General features: G+C 72.4%; 18 protein-coding genes. 12 read left to right on the top strand and 6 right to left on the bottom strand.

The annotated features are described in order from the left end of the window. The first annotated feature begins 139 nt into the window (after positions 1-139). The 8 genes from LGI35_RS15510 (at position 140) to LGI35_RS15475 (ending at position 11,782) form a co-directional block, all read left to right on the top strand. A complete protein-coding gene (locus LGI35_RS15510; RefSeq protein ID WP_227294427.1) occupies positions 140-2,359 on the top strand; it encodes an acyl-CoA dehydrogenase family protein in 2,220 nt (739 codons plus the stop codon). Positions 2,360-2,390: 31 nt separating this feature from the next. After that, a complete protein-coding gene (locus LGI35_RS15505) occupies positions 2,391-3,305 on the top strand; it encodes a LysR family transcriptional regulator (RefSeq protein ID WP_227294426.1) in 915 nt (304 codons plus the stop codon). Positions 3,306-3,513: 208 nt separating this feature from the next. Next, a complete protein-coding gene (locus LGI35_RS15500; protein WP_227294425.1) occupies positions 3,514-4,854 on the top strand; it encodes an MFS transporter in 1,341 nt (446 codons plus the stop codon). Positions 4,855-4,871: 17 nt separating this feature from the next. After that, a complete protein-coding gene (locus tag LGI35_RS15495; RefSeq protein ID WP_227294424.1) occupies positions 4,872-6,587 on the top strand; it encodes an acyl-CoA dehydrogenase family protein in 1,716 nt (571 codons plus the stop codon). After that, the gene (locus LGI35_RS15490) at positions 6,580-7,788 is read left to right on the top strand and encodes a CaiB/BaiF CoA transferase family protein (RefSeq protein ID WP_227294423.1); all 1,209 of its coding nucleotides are present in this window, start codon (positions 6,580-6,582) and stop codon (positions 7,786-7,788) included. The genes LGI35_RS15495 and LGI35_RS15490 overlap by 8 nt, the downstream gene beginning before the upstream one ends. Before the next feature lie 2 nt (positions 7,789-7,790). Then, entirely contained in the window at positions 7,791-8,972 is a 1,182-nt protein-coding gene (locus LGI35_RS15485; RefSeq protein WP_227294422.1) for an acyl-CoA dehydrogenase family protein, read from the top strand. 92 nt (positions 8,973-9,064) lie between these two features. After that, positions 9,065-10,258 (top strand): lipid-transfer protein, encoded by a 1,194-nt coding sequence (locus tag LGI35_RS15480; RefSeq protein ID WP_227294421.1) that lies wholly within the window; start codon positions 9,065-9,067, stop codon positions 10,256-10,258. A gap of 84 nt (positions 10,259-10,342) precedes the next feature. Then, positions 10,343-11,782: a DHA2 family efflux MFS transporter permease subunit gene (locus LGI35_RS15475; protein WP_227294420.1), complete on the top strand. Its 1,440-nt coding sequence runs from the start codon at positions 10,343-10,345 to the stop codon at positions 11,780-11,782. Positions 11,783-11,797: 15 nt separating this feature from the next. Here LGI35_RS15475 and LGI35_RS15470 read toward each other — a convergent pair whose 3' ends face one another. Genes LGI35_RS15470 through LGI35_RS15455 form a run of 4 tightly spaced genes read right to left on the bottom strand, consistent with a single transcriptional unit; the run spans position 11,798 to position 15,454 of the window. Continuing rightward, positions 11,798-12,430, bottom strand: a complete 633-nt coding sequence (locus LGI35_RS15470; protein WP_227300315.1) for a response regulator transcription factor — start codon at positions 12,428-12,430, stop codon at positions 11,798-11,800. A gap of 38 nt (positions 12,431-12,468) precedes the next feature. Beyond that, on the bottom strand, positions 12,469-13,752 hold the full coding sequence (locus LGI35_RS15465) for a sensor histidine kinase (protein WP_227294419.1): 1,284 nt from the start codon (positions 13,750-13,752) through the stop codon (positions 12,469-12,471). Positions 13,753-13,769: 17 nt separating this feature from the next. Beyond that, positions 13,770-14,486 (bottom strand): ABC transporter permease, encoded by a 717-nt coding sequence (locus LGI35_RS15460; protein WP_227294418.1) that lies wholly within the window; start codon positions 14,484-14,486, stop codon positions 13,770-13,772. After that, positions 14,483-15,454: an ABC transporter ATP-binding protein gene (locus tag LGI35_RS15455; RefSeq protein WP_227294417.1), complete on the bottom strand. Its 972-nt coding sequence runs from the start codon at positions 15,452-15,454 to the stop codon at positions 14,483-14,485. Before LGI35_RS15455 ends, LGI35_RS15460 begins: the two co-directional genes overlap by 4 nt. A 295-nt stretch (positions 15,455-15,749) precedes the next feature. On the opposite strand from LGI35_RS15455, the gene LGI35_RS15450 reads away from it, so the two are divergent. From LGI35_RS15450 to LGI35_RS15440, 3 genes are read left to right on the top strand one after another with little or no spacing between them, the layout of a single operon-like run. After that, a complete protein-coding gene (locus LGI35_RS15450; protein WP_227294416.1) occupies positions 15,750-16,604 on the top strand; it encodes a MaoC/PaaZ C-terminal domain-containing protein in 855 nt (284 codons plus the stop codon). Positions 16,605-16,640: 36 nt separating this feature from the next. After that, complete coding sequence (locus LGI35_RS15445; protein WP_227294415.1) at positions 16,641-17,717, top strand: Zn-dependent alcohol dehydrogenase; 1,077 nt, start codon at positions 16,641-16,643, stop codon at positions 17,715-17,717. 19 nt (positions 17,718-17,736) lie between these two features. Further along, the gene (locus LGI35_RS15440) at positions 17,737-18,687 is read left to right on the top strand and encodes a 3-oxoacyl-ACP reductase (protein ID WP_227294414.1); all 951 of its coding nucleotides are present in this window, start codon (positions 17,737-17,739) and stop codon (positions 18,685-18,687) included. Positions 18,688-18,742: 55 nt separating this feature from the next. On the opposite strand, the gene LGI35_RS15435 is transcribed toward LGI35_RS15440, so the two are convergent. Beyond that, a complete protein-coding gene (locus tag LGI35_RS15435; RefSeq protein WP_227294413.1) occupies positions 18,743-18,901 on the bottom strand; it encodes a hypothetical protein in 159 nt (52 codons plus the stop codon). A gap of 45 nt (positions 18,902-18,946) precedes the next feature. Then, positions 18,947-20,050, bottom strand: coding sequence for a hypothetical protein (locus tag LGI35_RS15430; RefSeq protein WP_227300314.1), 1,104 nt, complete (start codon positions 20,048-20,050; stop codon positions 18,947-18,949). A gap of 827 nt (positions 20,051-20,877) precedes the next feature. Between LGI35_RS15430 and LGI35_RS15425 the strand changes: the two genes are divergently transcribed. Beyond that, on the top strand, positions 20,878-21,939 hold the full coding sequence (locus LGI35_RS15425) for an ABC transporter substrate-binding protein (RefSeq protein WP_227294412.1): 1,062 nt from the start codon (positions 20,878-20,880) through the stop codon (positions 21,937-21,939). Positions 21,940-21,947 lie beyond the last annotated feature (8 nt).

The raw sequence follows: 21,947 nt of genomic DNA, 5'->3' as shown, positions 1-21,947 counted from the left end.
AGCTGAACCCGTTACCTGGGGCGACTATTCCGACGGCCGTCGTACAAGGGGAAGTCTTGAAGGTCTTTACCTTTTGATTACATGTCTCGCCCGCCATCTGACCTTCCGTCAGAATGGAACGTGTTCTACCGTGCGCCGCATGGGCATCGCGATCACGCAGGAGCAAGAGGAGCTGTCGGACGCCGTGCGCGGCTGGCTCGCACGCGCCGTGCCGCCCGAGGAAGTGCGCAAACTGCTCGACGCCCCCGCGGCCCCGGTGGGCCGCCCCGCCCACTGGGACGGACTCGCCGGGCAAGGGCTGCTCGGCCTCCATCTCCCCGAGGAGTACGGCGGCGGGGGCGGCGACCTCGTCGACCTCGCCGCCGTCCTCGAAGAGGCGGGACGGGCCGCGCTGCCCGGGCCCTTCGCGGCCAACGCCGCCGCCTCGCTGGTCCTGCGCCACGCGGGGGCCGCCGGTCTCGCCGCGTCCCTCGCGTCCGGCGACCGCATCGGCGCGGTCGCCCTCGGTACGGGAACGCTGACCGCCGTCACCGTGTCCGACGGGCTCGTCCTCGACGGGACGGCGCCGCCCGTCCTGTCCGGGGGCGACGCCGACCTGCTCCTCCTGGCCGCCGAGTCCGCGACCGGGACCGTGTGGGTCGCCGTCGACGCGGGCACCGCCGGAATCGGCGTCCGCGTCCACGAGAGCGCCGACCCCACACGCCCCACCGCGGAGGTCACCGCCCGGGGCGCCCTGGTGCCGGCCGCCCGGATCCTCGCCGTCGACACGGCCACCGTCCGCGACCTGGCCTCCGTCGTCCTCGCGGCCGACGCGTGCGGCGTCGCGGCATGGGCCCTGCACACGGCGGCGGAGTACGCGAAGGTCCGGGAGCAGTTCGGCCGGCCGATCGGACAGTTCCAGGGCATCAAGCACCTGTGTGCGGACATGCTCGTCCGGGTCGAGCAGGCGCGGGCGCTGGTGTGGGACGCGGCACGGGCGGCGGGGGAGGAAGCGCCGGTCGGTGCCGAGGCGCCGGGGTCCGGCGAGGGGTCGGACGGGGGCGGGGCGCGTGAGCTGGCCGTCGCTCTCGCCGCCGGGGCCGCGCTCGATGCCGCGTACTCCTGCGCCAAGGACTGCGTACAGGTCCTCGGCGGGATCGGGTTCACCTGGGAGCACGACGCGCATCTGTATCTGCGGCGGGCCGTCGTCGCGCGGCAGCTGCTCGGCGCGGGGGACGCGCACCGGCTGCGGGCGGTGCGGCTCGCGGAGGGCGGGGCACGGCGCGAGCTGCGCCTGGAGCTGCCGGCGGAGGCGGAGGTGTTCCGGGCGCTGGCCCGCGAGGCGATCGAGGGGATGCCCGGCCTCGCCCCGGCCGCCGCCCGCCGCGCCCTCGCACCCACCGGCTACGCCGCGCCGCACCTGCCCGAGCCGTACGGCCTCGGCGCGGGCCCCGTCCAGCAGCTCGCCGTACAGCAGGAGCTCGCCGCCGCGGGCGTCCGCGTCAGCGACCTCGGCATCGGGACCTGGGTCGTCCCCTCGCTCCTCGCCTACGGCACCCCGGAGCAGCGGGACCGCTACCTGCTGCCCACCCTGCGCGGCGACGTCCAGTGGTGCCAGCTGTTCTCCGAACCCGGCGCCGGCTCCGACCTGGCCTCGCTGCGGACCAAGGCCGAGCGCACCGAGGACGGGCGCTGGCGCGTCAACGGGCAGAAGGTGTGGACGAGTGCCGCCCAGTGGGCCGACCACGGGATCCTGCTCGCCCGCACCGATCCGGACGCCCCCAAGCACAAGGGGCTCACCTATTTCGTCGTCGACATGAAGCGGACCGAGGGCATCGACGTACGGCCCCTGAAGGAGATCACCGGGGACTCGCTCTTCAACGAGGTGTACTTCGACGACGTGCTGCTCCCCGAGGACGCCGTGGTGGGGCAGGTGGACGACGGCTGGCGCGTCGCCCGGAACACGCTCGGCAACGAACGGGTCCACATGGCCGACCAGTTGACGTTCGACACGGGCCTGGAGGCACTGATCGCCCGCGCCGGAGCACTCGACGGCGCGTACCGGGCGCGGATCGGCGCGCTCGCCGCGGAGGCGCACGCCCTGGCCTGCATCGGGCTGCGCACGACGATGCGACAGGTGGCCGGCGCGGAGCCCGGCCCGGGGGCGTCGGTACGGAAACTGGTGCAGACGCCGCACCAGCAGAAGGTCGCCGAACTCGCGCTGGAGCTCCTCGGCCCCGAGGGTGCCCTGAGGGAGGGGGCGGGGGAGCGGGCGCTGCACGGGTTCCTGATGTCGCGCTGCCTGACGATCGCCGGCGGCACGACGCAGGTGCAGCTGAACGTGGTGGCGGAACGGATCCTGGGGCTGCCTCGCGACTGAGGCGCGTCGTGGTGGGCCGTATCGTCGCCGCGTGGAGCTCAGACACCTCTCAGGATTCGTCGCCGTCGCCGAGGAACTGCACTTCGGGCGGGCCGCCGAGCGGCTGCACATCGCGCAGTCGCCGCTCAGCCAGCAGATCAAGCTGCTCGAGCGGGATCTGGGCGTCAAGCTGTTCGACCGGACCACCCGGACCGTGCGGCTCACCGCCGCCGGGCACGCGCTGCTCGGGCCCGCCCGGCATCTGCTCGCCGAGGCCTCGGCGGTGCGCAGGACCGTGCAGGCCGCGCACCTCGGGGAGGTGGGGCGGGTCACCGTCGGGTTCGCGGGGGCCAGCAGCTACTCCGCGCTGCCGCTGCTCACCCGCGCCGTCACCTCGGAACTCCCCGGCATCGAGCTGGTGTTGGAGGGTCAGACCTACACCGGCGAGGCGCTCGGGAGGATCGCGGACGGGTCCCTCGACGTGGGGTTCGTGGCGCTCCCGGTGCGGCGCGGGATCACCGCGCGCGTCGTGCGGATGGAGCGCCTCGTCCTCGCGCTGCCCGACAGTCATCCGCTCGCCCGACAGGACGAGGTCCACTTCGCCGAGCTGGCGCACGAGCCGTTCGTGACGTTCCCCGTCGCCCGTGGCTCGGCGGTGCGCGAGGCCATGGTGCAGGCCTGCCACGACGCCGGGTTCGCGCCGCGGATCGCGCAGGAGGCGCCGGACTCGTACAACATGCTCGCGCTCGTCGGGGCGGGCGTCGGGCTCGCCGTCGTCGTGGCGTCCGCGCGTGCCATCCATCTGGAGCACGTCGTGTTCCGCCCACTGGTCGGGGACGACGTGCCGGTGCTCCCCATCGCCCTCGGCTGGCGCACCGGAAACCGCTCGGCACCGCTCCAGGCGGTCCTGCGCGTGGCGGAGGAAGTCCTGCCGACGCCCCCGGACGCGCCCGACGCCGGCGCCTGACGCCCCCTATTTTGACGGATGACGTCTGACTGGAGCCCGGTATTGGTCTTGGACACATCCTAATGAGCGGGTGCAGAGTGATCCACGTCTCGCGACGGAGCGATGAGCGCCGGGCGTGGAGCGTGGACGGGCCCCGGCCGCTCGGTGGCCCCGCCCCCTCCGTCCCGTCCCCTCCCCAGCGGGATGCCGCTACGAGAGGACGCTCGTCATGCAGCACGACGCCCCAGTCCCCGGGGTCAGCGCAACCCAGGCCCGTGACGCCCGCCGCGCCGGTGTCACCGCCTTCGTCGGGACCACCATCGAGTGGTTCGACTTCTACATCTACGGCTCCGCATCCGCTCTGGTCCTCGGCAAGATCTTCTTCGCCGAGGCCTCGCCCGCCGTGGGCACCCTCGCCGCCTTCGCCACCTTCTGGGTGGGCTTCCTGGCCCGCCCCCTCGGCGGCCTGATCTTCGGCCACTTCGGCGACCGCTACGGCCGCAAGAAAGCCCTCGTCACCACGCTCACCATGATGGGCGCCGCCACCTTCTGCGTCGGCCTGCTCCCGGGCTACGCCCAGATCGGCGTCGCCGCGCCCGTCCTGCTCGTGCTGCTGCGCATGATCCAGGGCGTCGCGATGGGCGGTGAATGGGGCGGCGCGGTCCTCATCGCCACCGAGTACGCCCCGCCCAAGCGCAAGCTCCTGTACGGGGCGTTCGCCCAACAGGGCTCGCCGGTCGGCAACCTCCTCGCCACGCTCTCCTTCCTCGGCATCGCCCAGCTCCCGGACGCCGCCTTCGAGTCCTGGGGCTGGCGCGTCCCGTTCCTCTTCTCCGCCGTACTCGTCGCCGTCGGCCTGTTCATCCGCCTGCGGCTCGCCGAGACCCCCGAGATGACCGCGGCCCTCGAGCGCAAGCAGACGTCAAAGCTGCCGATCAAGGACGTCCTGACCCGCTCGCCGATGCTGGTCCTGCTCGGTGTCCTCGCCGGCACGGCCGGTGTCGCGATCACCTACGTCAAGACGACGTTCGCCCTGTCCTGGGCCACCTCCGACCTCGGCTTCGACCGCACGTCGTTCCTGACCGTCATCTCGCTCGCGCTGGTCGTGCAGGTCGTCGTGCAGCCCTTCGGTGCCGTCCTCGCGAGCAAGTGGCCGGTCCGCAAAGCCGTGCTGTGGATGCTGCTGCCCGAATTCGTCGTGCTGCCGCTGATGTTCGTCCTCGTCGGGACCGGGAACTTCTGGCTGGCCGTCCTCGGCATGGGCCTCGCCACCTTCCCGCACGCCATGTACTACGCGGCGCTCGCCGGCATCCTCGCGCGGGTCTTCCCCGTCGAGGTCCGCTACACGGGCATGTCCCTCTCGTACCAGCTCTGCACGACGCTGTTCGCCGGGACCGCGCCGATCGTCTCCCAGTACCTGCTCAACGCCACCGGCTCGATCTGGCCCGTCGTCGCGCTCGGCCTCGGCTACACCCTCGTGACCCTCGTCGGTGTCCTGCCGCTGCTCGCCCGTACCGCCGCCGCGCCGGAGCCGGCCGCCGTCACCACCCGCACCGCCTCCCACGCCTGACCCGGAGTGATCCCCCGATGAACTACGCCGACCGCGACCCCGCGCTGCGCCCCTTCCTCGACCGTGTCCTGTCCGCCGACGACCGCGCCCGCGTCGAGCCCCTCCTGACCGGACTCGGCGCCCTCGCGGCCGGCGACCTCGACCGGCAGGCCGCGCTCGCCGACGCCAACCCGCCCCGCCTCGTCCAGTACGCCCCCGGCGGCGAACGCGTCGACGAGATCGAGTACCACCCGGCCCACGACCGCGCCGCCGCCATCGCCTACGAGGAGTTCGGGCTCGCCGCGATGTCGCACCGCCCCGGCGTCCACGGCTGGCCGTCCAAGGTCCCGCACACCGTCAAGTACGCCCTGTCCTACCTCTATGTGCAGTCCGAGTTCGGCATGGCCTGCCCCCTGTCGATGACGGACTCGGCCGCCCGCATCCTGCGCCTGTTCGACCCCGAGCGGTACGCGGCCGAGATCGCCGCGCTCTCCTCCACCGACCCCGGACTGCGGGCCACCGGCGCGATGTTCATGACGGAGAAGCAGGGCGGCACCGACGTCGGCCTGACGGAGACCGTCGCCACCGACCGGGGCACGCACTGGACGCTGACCGGCAAGAAGTGGTTCGCGTCCAACCCGGGCGCCGACGTGATCCTCACCCTCGCCCGCGTCCCCGGCCAGGGCGAGGGCACCCGCGGCCTCGGCATGTTCCTCGTCCCGCGCCTGCGCCCCGACGGCACCCGCAACGCGATCCGCATCGACCGTCTCAAGGACAAGCTCGGCTCGAAGTCCATCGCGAGCGGCGAGGTCACCCTCGAAGAGGCGTACGCGACACCGGTCGGCCAACTCGCCGACGGCTTCCGGCAGATGGCCGAGATGCTCAACGTCTCCCGGCTGTCCAACGCCATGCGCGCCACCGCCCTGATGCGCCGCGCGGTCCGCGAGTCCGTCGACCACACCCGCGTGCGCCACGTCTTCGGGAAGCCGCTCTTCGAGCAGCCCCTGATGCGGGCCACGCTCCTGCCGATGATCATCGACACGGAGGGGGCGCTCGCGCTCGTCCTGGAGGCGGCCGACCGCCTGACGGCCGCCGACGAAGAGGCCACCCGTGGTGAAGAAGGGGTGGCCCGCGCGCTGGTCCGCGTCCTCACCCCGCTCGCCAAGCACACCCTGTGCAAGCGCGCCCGCTCCGTCACCGGCGAGGCCATGGAGATCCGTGGCGGCAACGGCTACATCGAGGACTGGGTCAACCCGCGGCTCGTGCGCGACGCCCACCTCGGCTCCATCTGGGAGGGCTCCTCGAACGTCATCGCGCTCGACGTGCTGCGCTGCATGCGCCGCCAGGCGGCCCACCGCACCCTCGCCGACACGTACGGCGACCGCGCCGAGACGCGGGGCCGCTGGGAGCTGCTGCGCAAGAAGGGCGACGCCCTCCTCGAACTCCCCGCCGACGAGCAGGAGATGAGGATCGGCCGGTACGCCGACGAGCTCACGCGCGCCGTCATGGAGACCCTCCTGTACGACCAGGCCGACCACGAGACGGAGACCACCGGCAACGGCCGCGCCCTCCTCGTCGCCCGCACCTGCACCGCGCTCCTCGACGACCCGGACACCCCGCCCCGCGCCGCACTGGACCACCTGGCCGAACTGGCCGAGGGTGGAAGGGTCGAGTCCACCCCGTCGCAGGAGACCCCGGCGCGCGGGACCCCGGCGCAGGAGAACACCGTGAAGGAGTCCGCCGCACATGCCTGAGCAGCCCCGCCCCGCCGCACCGCTGGCCGGTATGAAGGTCGTGGACCTGTCCAAGATCCTCGCCGGGCCCTACGTCACCATGTCGCTCGCCGACCTCGGCGCCGACGTCATCAAGGTCGAGCACCCCGACGGCGGCGACCCGACGCGCGCCTGGGGCCCGCCCTTCAACGGCCCCGACGCGACCTACTACCTGGCCGCCAACCGCAACAAGCGCTCCGTCACCCTCGACCTCAAGTCCCCCGCAGGACAGGAGGCCGTCCATCGCATGCTCGCCGACGCGGACGTGATGGTGGAGAACTTCCGCCCCGGCAGCTCGCTCGCCCGCGTCTTCGACTACCGCGAACTCAGCGCGCGGTACCCGCGGCTGGTCATCCTGCACATCTCCGCGTTCGGCGACACGGGCCCGCTGCGCGACGAGCCCGGCTACGACATGGTGGCCCAGGCGTCGGCCGGCCTGATGTCCCTGACCGGCGAACCCGACGGACCGCCCGTGAAGGCCGGTTACGCGATGGGCGACCTGGGCGCCGCGCTCTTCGGTCTCATCGGCGTCAACGCGGCACTCGTGGAACGCGAGCGCACGGGCCACGGCCAGTACGTCACGACCTCCCTGTACGAGTCCCAGCTCGCCCTGCACATCAACTGGGCGACCGGTTACTTCGCCACCGGGGAGCGCCCCACCCGCCTCGGCTCCGGCCACCCGAGCCTCGTCCCCTACCAGGCCTACCCCGCGTCGGACGGGCACTTCGTGATCGCCGTCGGCAGCGACGGCCTCTTCCGCAAGCTGAGCGAGGCGCTCGGCCACCCGGAGTGGGCCGACGACCCGCGCTTCGCCACCAACCGCGCCCGCGTCACGCACCGAACGGCCCTCAACGCCAAGCTGGAGTCCGTCCTCGTCGACGACACCGTGGCCAACTGGTGCGCCCTGCTGAAGCCGCGCGGCGTCCCCGTCGCGCCGATCCGCACCCTCGACGAGGTCTACGACTGCCCGCAGACCGAGGCGCTCGGCATGGTGCAGAAGGTCGACCACCCGGAGGTGGGCCCGCTCCAGCAGGTCGCGTTCCCCGTCACCTTCCGCGGCGAGCGCCCCGCGGTGCGCTCGGCCCCGCCCACCCTCGGCCTGCACAGCCGGGACATACTCACCGAACTCGGCTACGACGAGTCCGCCATCGACCGCCTGCTCGACCACCCTCAAGGAGCCTGATCATGCCGTTCGCCGCCCTCGACCCCGTCGACCCGCTGAATCTCGAAGCGCTCTTCACCGACGAGGAGCGGGCCGTGCGCGACACGGTCCGCCAGTACCTCGACGACAAGGTCGAGCCGCACATCGCCGACTGGTTCGAGAGCGGGGAGCTGCCCGCCCTGCCCGAACTCGCCCGCGAATTCGGCAAGATGGGCCTGCTCGGCATGCACCTGGAGGGCTACGGGTGCGCCGGCATGTCGGCCCGCGCCTACGGCATCGCGTGCCGTGAGCTGGAGGCGACGGACTCCGGTCTGCGCTCCTTCGTGTCCGTGCAGGGTTCGCTGGCCATGTTCGCGATCCACCGCTTCGGCTCCGAGGAGCAGAAGCAGGAGTGGCTGCCGCGCATGGCGGCGGGCGAGGCCATCGGCTGCTTCGGCCTGACCGAGCCCGACCACGGTTCCGACCCGGCGTCCATGACGACGCGCGCCCGGCGTGACGGCGACGACTGGATCCTCGACGGCCGCAAGATGTGGATCACGAACGGCTCGGTCGCGGCCGTCGCCGTCGTGTGGGCGCAGACCGAGGACGGTGTGCGCGGCTTCGTCGTGCCCACCGACGCCCCCGGCTTCTCGGCACCGCTGATCAAGCACAAGATGTCGCTGCGGGCGAGCGTGACCAGCGAGCTGGTCCTCGACGGCGTACGCCTGCCGGCATCCGCCCTGCTGCCCGAGGCGCGGGGCGTGGGGGCGCCGCTGACCTGCCTGAACGAGGCGCGCTACGGCATCGTGTGGGGCGTCACCGGCGCCGCGCGCTCGGCCTGGCAGGCGGCCGCCGACTACGCGGGCCAGCGTGAGCAGTTCGGCAAGCCGATCGCCGCGTTCCAGCTCACGCAGCAGAAGCTGGTCGACATGGCGCTCGAACTGCACAAGGCGACGCTGACGGCGCTGCGCCTGGCCGACCTGAAGGACTCGCCCGCCGGTGTCCACCCGGCGCAGATCAGCTTCGGCAAGCTGAACAACGTCCGCGAGGCCATCCAGATCTGCCGCACCGCCCGCACGATCCTCGGCGCCAACGGCATCTCGCTGGAGTACCCGGTGATCCGTCACGCCAACAACCTGGAGTCCGTGCTCACGTACGAGGGCACGACCGAGATGCACACGCTCGCGCTCGGCCAGGCGCTCACGGGTCACGCCGCCTTCCGCTAGACCCTGTCGCAGAAGCGGGGAAGCCCTTCCCTCGGCGGCCCGCTCCTGCCAGTATCTGACGACTCGTCAGATACTGGCAGGAGGCCGTTTCCATGGGCAAGGCGTACATAGTCGGCGTCGGGATGACCAGGTTCGAGAAGCCCGAGAGCCGCGACTGGCAGTACTGGGACATGGTGAAGGAGGCCGGGACCAAGGCCCTCGACGACGCCGGCGTCTCCTACGAGGACGTGGAGCAGGTCCCCGTCGGCTACTGCTTCCAGGCCTCGACCGCCGGGCAGCGGGCGGTCTACGAACTCGGCCTGACCGGCGTCCCCGTCTACAACGTCAACAACAACTGCGCGACGGGATCGAGCGCGCTGATGCTCGCCCGGCAGTTCGTCGAGGGCGGCATCAACGACTGCGTGCTGGCACTCGGCTTCGAGAAGATGCAGCGCGGCGCGCTCGGCGGGGGAGCCGACGGGGGAGACTTCAAGACGTCACCGGTCGCCCGGCACTACGGCATCATGGCCGCGAAGCACGGCTTCGAGATGTCCCCGCCGACCGCCCAGATCTTCGGCGACGCGGCCCGTGAGCACATGGAGAAGTACGGCACGACCGAGGCCCAGCTCGCCGCCGTGGGGGCCAAGAACCACCGGCACTCCGTGAACAACCCGTACGCCCAGTTCCAGGACCCTTACACCGTCGACGAGATCCTCGCCGCGAAGACCATCCACGCGCCGCTCACCAAGCTCCAGTGCTCGCCCACCTCGGACGGCGCGGCGGCGGCCGTCGTCGTGTCGGAGCGGTTCGTCGAACTCCACGACCTCGGCGACAAGGCCGTCGAGATCGCCGCGCAGGCCATGACGACCGACACGGGGGAGTCCTTCGCCTCCGGCTCCTGCATCGACGTCGTCGGGCAGCCCATGTCGCGCGCCGCCGCCACCCGCGTCTACGAGGCGTCCGGGCTCGGCATCGAGGACGTCGACGTGATCGAGCTGCACGACTGCTTCTCCGTCAACGAACTCCTCACCTACGAAGCGCTCGGCATGTGCGCGCCGGGCGCCTCCGGCAAGCTCGTCGAGGAGGGCGCGACGACGTACGGCGGACGCTGGGTCGTGAACCCGTCCGGCGGCCTCATCTCCAAGGGCCACCCGCTCGGCGCCACCGGCATCGCCCAAGCGGCCGAACTCACCTGGCAGTTGAGGGGCGAGGCCGGTGCGCGACAGGTCCCGGACGCCCGCGTCGCGCTCGCCCACAACATCGGACTGGGCGGCGCCGCCGTGGTCACGATGCTCCGCAGGTCCTAGGTCATGGGGGCAGGTCCTAGTCCCCGCGGACCAGCGCCGGGTGCGCCTAAATCCTGATGTACGGACCGACAGCGGCCTGAGACCATGACACTCATGCTTGAAGCCCCTGTCGACACCGCGATAGCCCGCAAGGCAGCGCCGCCCACCTGGCTCGTCGTGGCCGCCGCCTGTGCCGGACAGTTCCTCGTCGTCCTCGACGTCTCCGTCGTCAACGTCGCCCTGCCGTCCATGCGAGCAGACCTGGGGCTCAGTGCCACCGGGCTGCAATGGGTGGTCAACGCCTACTCGATCGCGTTCGCCGGGTTCATGCTGCTCGGCGGGCGGGCCGGCGACCTGTTCGGGCGCAAGCGGATGTTCCTCGTGGGGCTCGGGCTCTTCACGCTCGCCTCCCTCGCCGGCGGCCTCGCGCAGGAGGGCTGGCAGCTCCTCGCCGCCCGCGCGGTCCAGGGGCTCGGCGCGGCGGTCCTCGCGCCGTCGACGCTCACCATCCTGACGTCCGCCGTCCCGGAGGGCGCCGCCCGCGCCCGGGCCATCGCGACCTGGACCGCCGTCGGGGCGGGCGGCGGCGCGGCCGGCGGCCTCGTCGGCGGCGTGCTCACCGAGGGCCTCGACTGGCGCTGGGTGCTGCTGATCAACGTCCCCTTGGGCGCCCTGGTGCTCACGGCCGCCGCCCGCTGGATCCAGGAGTCGAAGGCGGGCGGCGAGCGGCGCCTCGACCTGCCGGGCGCCGTCCTCGTCACGGCGGGCACCGCGACCCTCGCCTACGGCGTCGTGCAGACCGAGGCCGAGGGCTGGGGCGCCGCCGCGACCCTGGTGCCGCTCGGCGTCGCCCTGGCGCTGATCGTGACGTTCCTCGCCGTCGAGGCGCGCACGCGGCTGCCGCTGATGCCGCTCGGCCTGTTCCGGGTCCGCGCGGTCGCGGCGGCCAACGCGGCGATGTTCGTGTGCGGCATGGGCAGCTTCGCGATGTGGTTCTTCATGACCCTGTACGCGCAGAACGTCCTCGGCTACACCCCGATCGAGGCCGGCCTGGCCCTCGTGCCCAGCTCGCTCGCCGTCGTCGCCGGATCCAAGATCGCCCCGCGCCTGATGCGCAGCGCGGGCGCACGGGCCGTCGCCGTGTCCGGCGTCCTCGTCACAGCCGCCGGGTTCACCTGGCAGTCGACGATGGGCCCGCACGGCAGCTACGTCACCGCGATCATGCTGCCGGGCATGGTGATGATGGCGGGCGCCGGGCTCGCGATGACGCCCCTGGCCTCGCTCGCCACGTCGGGGGCAGCGCCGGGGGACGCCGGGCTGGTGTCCGGACTCGTCAACACCTCGCGGACGCTGGGTGGTTCGCTGGGGCTCGCGATCCTGTCGACCGTGGCGGCCGACCGCTCCGGCGGGGGAACCGGCGCCGAGGACCTCACCGTCGGGTACGCGGCGGCGTTCCGGTGGGGCGCGGGAATCCTGCTGGTGGCGGTGGTCCTGCTGGTGACGTGGATGCCACGCGCGAAGGAGGCCCGGCAGACGGCGGGCTGAGGGACCGGGAGGCCGTCACAGCCACCCCTGTTGGCGCGCTTCCCGCATCGCCTCCATGCGGTTACGGGTCCCCGTCTTGCCGATGGCCGAGGACAGGTAGTTGCGCACCGTCGACTCCGACAGATGCAGCGTGCCCGCGATGTCGGAGACCGTTGCGCCGTCCACGGACGCCTTCAGGACATCGCACTCGCGGGCCGTCAGCGGGTTCGGGCCCGCGCTCAGCGCGGCCGCCGCGAGCGCCGGGTCGATGACCGTCTCACCGCGCAGGACCCGTCGGACGGCCTCCGCGAGATCCTCCACCGGACCGTCCTTGACCAGGAACCCGGCCGCGCCCGCCTCCATCGCCCGGCGCAGATAGCCCGGCCTGCCGAACGTCGTCAGGATCAGGACCCGGCAGTCCGGGCACTGCTCACGCAGGTCGGCCGCCGCGTCCAGGCCGCTGCGGCCCGGCAGTTCGATGTCGAGCAGCGCCACGTCGGGCCGCGTCTCCAGCGCCGATCCGACGATCGCGTCACCCCTCGCGACCTGCGCGACGACCTCGATGTCCTCCTCCAGGCCGAGCAGCAGCGCGAGAGCGCCCCGCATCATGCCCTGGTCCTCGGCGAGGAGTACTCGTACGGACTTCGCGGGCCGGTGGTCCCGGGGCATCTCGTTCACGGGCCCAGGGTAGGGCGCCCCGCGCGCCGTCACCCCGCGCGTTCCGGCTCCAGCATCGCGTCCGGCTCCACTTCGCCCGGCAGGACCGGGAGTTCGGCCGTCACCGTGAAGCCGCGTGCGGCCGGGCCCGCCTCCAGGGAGCCGCCGGCCGCGCCGAGCCGCTCGGTCAGGCCCCGCAGGCCCGTACCGCCGACGCCCGGCTCCGGCGGCTCGGCCGCGGCGCCGCGCCCGTTGTCGTGGACCCTGAGCCGCACGCGCTCCGGGTTGCCGTCCACGGAGATCTCGCAGCGCGCCGCCCCGCTGTGCCGCACCGCGTTCGTGACCGCCTCCCGCACCACCCAGCCGAGCAGCGCCTCCGTCTGCGCGGCGAGCGGCGGGCCCGACTGGCGAACGACGGGCTCGATCCCGGCCGCCGTGAGCGCGGAGCGGGCGCGGTCGAGCTCGGTCGTGAGACTGCCCTCGCGGTAGCCGGTGACCGCCTCGCGGATCTCGGTCAGCGCCTGCCGGCCGACGGACTCGATGTCCGACACCTGCGTCAGCGCCGCGTCGAGGTCGCGGTGGGCGAGCCTGCGGGCCGCCTCCGACTTCACCACGATCACGGAGAGCGTGTGCCCGAGCAGGTCGTGCAGGTCGCGGGAGAACCGCAGCCGCTCCTGCTCCACCGCGCGGTGCGCCAACTCCTCGCGGGCGGCCCGCAGTTCACGTACCGCCTCGGCCAGGGAGAGGATCGCGGCGGTCACCATCGTGGACAGGAATGTGCCGTACGCGATGTTGAGCGCGTCCCAGCCCTCCTTGAGGCCGCCGATGGCCCCGGCGAGCGCGCTCAGGCCGAGGGCGACCTGGCCGAGGCGGCGGCCCCGCACGACCGCGCCCGCCGCGAGGCCGAGCAGCGGGAAGAACATCAGCCAGCTGCCGCCGTAGGCGATGGCGAGCCCGCAGGTGAGCAGGCCCATCGCGATCAGCGCCAGGAGCGTGTAGCGGGCCTCGCGCCGCCTCTTGTCGAAGGCTTGGAACACGACCGAGACGTAGAGGCTGTTGAAGACGAACAGGCCGATGCCGCCGATCCAGGGGTTGGCCGTCTTGCCCTGGAGGAGGTTCGAGAAGGCGCCGAGCCCCATCAGGAGCCAGGGCAGCAGCGCGAATCCGTTCGGTGGCGGACCCATGGGCCCGCCCTCCGCGGCCGCACCGCCGTTCTTCGCGCCCTTGTCCCGGGCCCGCCACTCCGCCTTCCACACGTCCCGGTCCGCCTTCCACTCCCGGCGGGCGTCCCGCAGCTCGACCATCCGGCACGTGACTCGGTGCTTCCAGGACATGGTTCCCAGCTCCCCGTTCAGATGGTCCGCGCGGCCCTGCGGTACGACACCACAGCGTACGAACCGAAGGCCAGCAGCCAGGCGGCGAGCACCGTGACCGCGGCGGCCGACGGCGCGTGCCCGTCGGCCACGGCCGTACCGAGCTGCGCGAACCGGTTCGTCGGCGTGTACGACGACACGGACTGCAGCCACCCGGGGAAGAGCGCGATCGGGAACCACAGGCCGCCGAGGACGGAGAGCCCCAGATTGCACACCATGTTCGCGACACCCGTGGTCTGCGCGGTCAGCCGGTAGCCGTTGCCGAGACCGAGCAGGGTGAAGGGGATCGAGCCGAGCCACAGCAGCAGCGCGACGGCGGCCCACTGCCACACGTCCATCCGCACCCCATTGACCAGGCCGCCCGCGAGGAGCACCGCCGCGATCGAGGGCAGCACCGTCACCGACCCCGTCAGGGCCCGGCCCGCCACCACCTGGCGCGGCGTCATCGGCGTGACCCGCAGCTGCCGCAGCCATCCGATCGTCTTGTCCTCGGCGACCCCGCCGCCGGTGCTGAGGGCCGCGCCCACCGCGCCGTACGCGGCCATGCCGACCATGGAGATCGTCTTCCACTCGGGGTCGTTGTCGCCGAGGTTGGTGAACAGCAGGTACATCATCACCGGCATCCCGACACCGAAGATCACGAACATGGTGTCGCGCAGGGTCCTGCGTACTTCGAGCCTCAGGTAGTCGATCATCGAACCGTCTCCAGATCCGTGTCGGAACCGCTGCCGGTGCGGGTGTCGGAACCGCTGCCCGGACGGCTGTCCGAACCGCCGGTCAGTGCCATGAAGGCGTCGTCGAGCGAGGCCGGCGCCACCTCGAGACCCCGGATCGCGTCCATTGCGGCCAGCGCGATCACGGTCGCGTCCGAGTCGTCCGTGCGCAGCCTGGCCCGGTCTCCCCGGACCTCCACGGCCGTCACCCCGGGCAGCAGCAACAGGCCCTCCGTGCCGCGCCCGGCCAGGTCGAACGAGACGAGGCTGCCGCCCGCGGCCCGCTTCAGCTCCTCGCCGGAGCCCACCGCGACGACCCTGCCGTGGTCGATGACCACGATCCGGTCGGCGTGGGCGTCGGCCTCCTCCAGGTAGTGCGTGGAGAAGAGCACCGTGTGGCCGCGCCGCGCGTAGGCCCGCATCGACGTCCAGAACGCGTGCCGTGCCTCCACGTCGAGGGCGGCCGTCGGCTCGTCGAGCACGAGCAGGGCCGGGTTCCCGGCCAGGGCCACGGCGAACCGGACCCGCTGGGTCTGGCCGCCGGACAGCTTGTCGACGCGCCGCTGCGCGAGCTCCTCGATGCCGGCCAGCGCGAGCGCGTCGGCGACGGGCATCGGCGACGGATAGCGGCCCGCCACGAAGGAGACCAGCTCACGGACCGTGACCCGGGGGACCGCGCGGCCCTCCTGGAGCATCGCGCCGACCTGACCGGCGCGCACTGCCTGCTCCGGCGTGCCCCCGAAGAGGGAGACCGTGCCCTCGTCCGGGGCGTCCAGGCCGAGCAGGAGGGCGATCGTGGAGGACTTGCCCGCGCCGTTGCGGCCGAGCAGGGCGACGGTCTCGCCGCGCCGTATCTCCAGATCGATCCCGTCGACGGCGCGCACCGCGCCGTATGTCTTGACCGCCCCCGTGAAGGACACGGCCACCGGTGTCCCGTCTGTCTTCGTCATGCCAGGGACGCTACGGGCCGGGAGCCGGGCGCGGCAGATGCCGGTTGTACGGAGCCGGGCAGTACAAATGTCACGGCGCCCGCCGCGGCCGCGAGCGCACCGGATCTGACATGGCGTCAGGACTCTTCCCAACTGCCGTGGTCTTGGCTATACATGGGATCGCCGGACTGGAACGCGTTCTAGAACGGGCGCGTGGCGTTCCACCAGAGTTCCTCCGGCCCAGCAACGACCTCGGTGCGACCGACGGTGCGGACGGCCGCACCGAGGTCTTTCCCGCACAAGGAGTCTCTGTCTGATGCCGATCGACGCCGCCAAGGCCGTAGCCGCCGAACCCCGGTCCGCCGAGATCACCTGGGACCACAAGGACATCCAGCTCTACCACCTCGGCCTCGGCGCGGGCACCCCCGCCACCGACCCCGACGAGCTGCGCTACACCCTCGAGTCCCGGCTGCACGTCCTGCCCAGCTTCGCCACCGTCGCCGGCGCCGGAATGGGCGTCGTCGGCGGCCTCTCCGCCCCCGGCATCGACGTCAACCTCGCCCATGTCCTGCACGGCGGGCAGACCGTCGAACTGCACCGGCCCATCCCCGTCAAGGGCAGCGCGACGTCCACCTCACGCGTCGCCGCCGTCTACGACAAGGGCAAGGCCGCCATCCTCGTCCTGCGCACCGAGGTCGCCGACGCGGACGGCCCCCTGTGGACCAGCGACGCGCAGATCTTCGTCCGCGGCGAGGGCGGCTTCGGCGGCGACCGCGGACCCACCACCCGCCTCGAAGCGCCCACCGGCGAACCCGACCGCACCGTCGACCGCCCCGTCCGCGAGGACCAGGCACTCCTGTACCGGCTCTCCGGCGACTGGAACCCCCTGCACGCCGACCCGGAGTTCGCCAAGCTCGCCGGCTTCGACAGGCCCATCCTGCACGGCCTGTGCTCGTACGGCATGACGCTCAAGGCCGTCGTCGACACGCTGCTCGACGGCGACGTGTCCCGCGTGCGGTCCTACGCGACGCGGTTCACCGGAGTCGTCTTCCCGGGCGAGACGCTGCGGATCCGGATGTGGCGCTCCGAGGGCCGGATCCAGGTCACCGTCACCGCCGTCGAGCGGGACGAGGCACCCGTACTCGCCGACACCATCGTCGAACACGCCTGACCCCATCGGGACCCTTCGGGAGAGGAGCCGCACGTCATGCGCGCAGCCGTACTGCACGAGATAGGCCAGGACAAACTCGAGGTACTCGACGACGTCGAGGCGGTGGGCTTCGGCCCCGGCAAGGTGAAGATCCGGGTCAGGGCCACCGGCCTCTGCCACTCCGACGTGTCCGCGATGAACGGCGTGCTGCCGCAGCCCGCCCCCTTCATCCCCGGCCACGAGGGCGCGGGCGAGATCCTCGACGTCGGCGACGGCGTCACGAACGTCAAGCCCGGCGACCGCGTCCTCGTCTGCTGGCTCCCGGCCTGCGGTACCTGTCCGGCGTGCAAGCGCGGCCAGACCCAGCTGTGCCTCGCCGGGTTCATGAACGCCGGCACCCCCAACTTCAAGCGCCCCGGCGGTGACGTCTTCGGCTTCGCCGGCACCGGAACCTTCACCGAGGAGGTCGTCGTCGACGCGGGCTGCGCCGTGCCCATCCCCGACGACGTGCCCTTCGACATCGCGGCCCTCATCGGCTGCGGCGTCACCACCGGGCTCGGCGCCGCCATCAACACCGCGGACGTGGCGGCCGGTTCGTCCGTCGCCGTCATCGGCTGCGGCGGCGTCGGCATCTCCGCGATCCAGGGCGCCCGGCTCAAGGGCGCCGCGCAGATCGTCGCCGTCGACCCCGTCGCCTCACGCCGCGAGGCCGCCCTCAGGTTCGGCGCCACCGAGGCCGTCGCACCCGACGCCCTCGGCGACGCCAAGCAGCGCATCACCGCGGGCGAGGGCTTCGACTACGTCTTCGAGGTCGTCGGCAAGTCCGTCACGGCGCGCACCGCCTACGAGACGACGCGGCGCGGCGGCACCCTGTGCATCGTCGGCGCGGGCGCCCTCGACGACTTCCTCCAGCTCAACATGTTCGAGCTGTTCTTCGACGAGAAGAAGATCCTGCCGTCCATGTACGGCGGCGGCGACGTCCTGACGTCCTACGAGCGGGCCATCGCCCTGTGGCGGGCCGGCCGCATCGACCTGGAGAGCCTCATCACGCACCGCGTGCCGCTCGCGGAGATCAACGAAGCCCTCGACCAGATGCGGTCGGGCACCGCGCTGCGCACCTGCATCGAAATCTGAGAGAGGACCCCGATCCCCGATGGCTTCAGAGTCACTGCCGCTTCAGGGCCTGTCCGCGATCGTCACCGGCGCGGGCCGCGGCCTCGGCCGGGCGGAGGCGCTCGAACTCGCCCGGCTCGGCGCGAGCGTCGTCGTCAACGACTTCGGACAGCCGGGCCGCGACGGCTCCGGCGGCGCCGACGCCACCCCGGCCGAGGAGGTCGCCGCCGAGATCCGGGCCGCGGGCGGGCAGGCCGTCGCCCACCTCGGCGACGTCGCCGACCACGAACAGGCCCGCGGACTCGTCCAGTTGGCCGTCGACACGTACGGAAAACTCGACGTCCTCGTCAACAACGCGGGCATCCTGCGCGACCGCATGATCTTCTCGATGAGCGAGGACGAGTGGGACACGGTCATCCGCGTCCACCTCAAGGGCCACTTCAACACGACCCACTTCGCGTCCGTCCACTGGCGCGCACGCTCCAAGGCGGCGGGCGCACCGGTCTACGGCCGCATTGTCAACACCTCGTCCGAGGCGTTCCTCGCCGGCTCGGCCGGACAGCCCAACTACGCGGCGGCGAAGGGCGGCATCGTCGGCCTGACGACCTCCACCGCCCTCGCCCTCGGCAAGTACGGCGTCACGTCCAACGTCATCTGCCCGCGAGCCCGCACCCGGATGACCGAGGACGTCTTCGCGGGCTTCGCGGAGCCCGGCGCCGGCGAGCTCGACCCGCTGGCCCCCGGACACGTCGCCCCGCTCGTCGGCTACCTCGCGTCCCCGGCCGCCGGGAACGTCAACGGCCAGTTGCTCGTCGTGCACGGCGGCATGGTCGCCGTCGTCGAACGCCCCAAGGTCTCCGCCAAGTTCGACACCGCGAAGGACGCGTTCAGCTACGAGGAGCTGGACGCGCTGCTCACCCCGCACTACGCGGACCGGCCGCCGAACGAGACGTTCGCCGCGGCCGAGGTGCTCGGCCTCAAACACGCCTGACCCCATGACGGAGGGGCCCGGAACCGCATGGTTCCGGGCCCCTCCGTCATGCCGGTCAGCCCTGTTCGGACTGGTCCCTGCGGTGCCGGCCGTGCGGCGCCGCGTTCTCGTCGCGCGAGGACACACCACCACGGTGCCGCCCGGGACCGGCGGACCGGTCCGCCGCCTCCCTGGACTCCGCCGTGGTCATGTCCGCGTTCATCGTCTCGGCCATAGAAAACTCACCCCGTAACAAGATCCTTCAAACAGCCGGGCGAGTCTAACCGGCGGGTGCCGCCCGTGTCCCGGCGGTTGCCGCGCGTCGCATGAGACCGGCGAGAGGAGCCTGCTGGAGCGGGACGGGACGGGCCGCCGAGGGCGGCTCGGGCACGGTCCGCGGGGCCGGTTCCTCGACGGGTTCCGGCACCGACGTGCGTGCGATCCCACAGGGCACCGACTCGGTGGCGTACGGGAGTTGCAGCTCACCGTCGCGTGTCCACAGGCCCGCGCCCGCCAGCCAGCCCTGCGGGGCGGGGAGCTGATGCATCTGGCGCTCGGCGGGCCGCCACAGGCCCAGCCAGGTGCCCGCGGCGCCGTCGATCCGCAGCGCCACCGCACAGCTCTCCGGCATCAGCGTCTGGCCCGGCTGGATCGCGAACGGCGTCACCGCGCAGTCGGCCAGGCGCAGGCACTCGGGGAAGCGCACCGGCAGCGTCGAGCCCAACACACCCCAGCCCAGACGGTCATGTCCGGGCGACGGCGCGTCCGAGCGGATCAGGAGCAGCCCGCTGTCCGGATCGGCGAGCACCAGCCGGTCCGCGCTGGACTCCGCGATCTGGAGCAGCGGCGTGACCTCGCCGCCCCGCCCCAGGTCCACCGCGACGGTCTTGACGGGACCCCCGTCGAGGGACCGGTCGAGCGCCAGCATCCGGCCCGCGCGGTCCAGCCACACCCCGCCCGAACAGCGTCCCGGGACCTCGGCCAGGAACTCGGGACCGAACGCCCCGCCCGCCACCATCCACACGCCCGTCGACCGCTCGCCCACGGCGATGGCGTACGCGCATCTGCCGCCCGGCGCCGGCGGCAGCATCGTCAACTCCCCGCCGCTCACCGCCCCGAGGGGCACCTCGCCCGTGCGCGGGCCCGTCGGATACAGCAGCGAGAAGGAGTGGCGGCCGTCCACCACGCGCCGGATGAGGACGCGCCCGTCGCCCATCGGGGCGACCTCGGTCCCGGGCTCCTCCGGCTGGTTCCCCGGCAACGGGACCGCGTACGGCTCGGGCCCGTCCAGGGTCCACCGCTCCGGAAACCAGGACGTGCCGTCGGACGCGAGCCGTGCGGCGTAGGCCCCGTCGGCGGTGATGACACAGTCGGGGCGAGGGATGGGGGGAGCGGGCTCGGGGGCGCTCGCCGGGGCCGAGCCGGGGGTCTGCGGGCTCGCCGGGTCTGGACGAGGGGCAGGGGGTTGCGGGCTCGCCTGGGCCTGGCCGGGGCCGGAGGGCTGCGCGCTCGCCGGGGCGGGGCCGGTGTCCGGGGCTTGCGCGTACTCCGGTTCCGGGGTGCCGTCCGGGGCTCGCGCGTACTCCGGTCCTGGGGTGCCGTCCGGGGCTTGAAGGCTCACCGGTCCTGGGGCGCCGTCCGGCCGGGATCCGGTGTCCCGTGCTTGCCCGTACTCCGTGGCGGTCCGACTCTCCGGCGCCCGCCCGTTCTCCGGTCCCCGCCCGTTCTCCGGTCCCCGCCCGTTCTCGGCGGCGCGTTCGTTCTCCGGTGCCCGTCCGTTCTCGGCGGCGCGCCCGTTCTCCGGTGCCCGTCCGTACTCGGCGGCGCGCTCGTTCTGCCGTGCCCGTCCGTCCTCCCGGTCCGGGACCCCGCCCGGCTCCGGGTCCGGGTCCTGTCCGTTCTCCGGATCGTTTCCTCTGTCCGGGGCCGGTCCGCGCGCCGGGCCCGGTCCGCTCTCCAGCTCCGTCGTGGGCTCGATCGCCAAGGCCGTCATGGGATCACTCACCTCCGGTTCGTCCGAGCCGAAGCTAGTTTTCGCACGCGCTGCCGTGGCACGCGCGGCTCAGGCTTCACACCAAAGGGTGGCCATGTCCGTATCTGCCTGAAAGGGGTGGGTCGGATGTGCTGGCACGTCCGGAAGTGCCTGATGTTAGGTTTGCCTAACCATATTTGAGGCGGCCTGACGCCACGAAGTTCGGAGCTGGAACACCCATGGCCCTGCGAACAAGTCCTCGCACCCGCGGCACCGCCGCCGTAGCCCTCGCCGTGGCCGCCGCGCTGTCGCTCGCGGCCTGCGGGTCGGGCGACTCGGACTCCGGCGCGTCCGCCGGCTCCGGCAAGTCCGACAACGGCAGCGGCTCCAAGGCCGTCGCCCAGGGCGGAGAGGACTTCGCCAAGGCGGCCTCGCAGACCGCCAAGATGGGCACGACCGCCAAGGCCGGCCAGTTCCCGCGCACCATCGAGCACGCCATGGGCAAGACCGAGATGAAGGCGCAGCCCAAGCGGGTCGTCGTCCTCGACGTCGGCGAGCTCGACAACGTCGCGTCCCTCGGCGTCAAGCCCGTCGGCTACGCCCCCACCGAGGGCGACGACGGCGTCCCGTCCTACCTGAAGAAGACGGCGGGCACCCCCAAGAACGTCGGCACGATCAACTCCCTCAACCTCGAGGCGATCGCCAATCTCCACCCCGACCTGATCCTCGGCAGCGAGCTGCGCGCCGCCAAGCTCTACCCGCAGCTCTCCAAGATCGCCCCGACCGTCTTCTCCATCCGCCCCGGCTTCACGTGGAAGGAGAACTACCTCCTCAACGCGTCCGCCCTCGACAAGACCGCCGAGGCCAAGGCGAACCTCGCCGCGTACGAGAAGAAGGCGAAGAAGCTCGGCGACGACATCGGCGAGAAGAAGCCCACCGTCACGATGCTGCGCTACATGCCCGGCATGATCCGCCTCTACGCGAAGGCGTCCTTCATCGGCACGATCCTCGACGACGCCGGCATCCCGCGCCCCAAGAACCAGCAGGTCGTGGACCTCGCCACGGAGGTCAGCCCGGAGAAGATCGACCAGGCCGACGCCGACTGGATCTTCACCGGTGTCTACGGGGACGCGAAGAAGACCGACCGCGCCACCGCCGAGGGCAACCCGCTGTGGAAGAAGCTCGGCGCGGTGAAGAACGGACAGGCCAAGGACGTCCCGGACGAGACCTGGTACCTGGGACTCGGCGTCACGGCCGCGAACCTGGTCCTCGACGACCTGCACGGCTACCTCGTCAAGTAGCCGACTGT

Origin of the sequence: Streptomyces longhuiensis, assembly GCF_020616555.1 — a bacterium.
In the GTDB taxonomy this organism is placed as follows: Bacteria; Actinomycetota; Actinomycetes; order Streptomycetales; family Streptomycetaceae; genus Streptomyces; species Streptomyces longhuiensis.
Note: the sequence above shows the minus strand (reverse complement) of the source record. Positions and strands in the feature narration are given on the sequence as shown.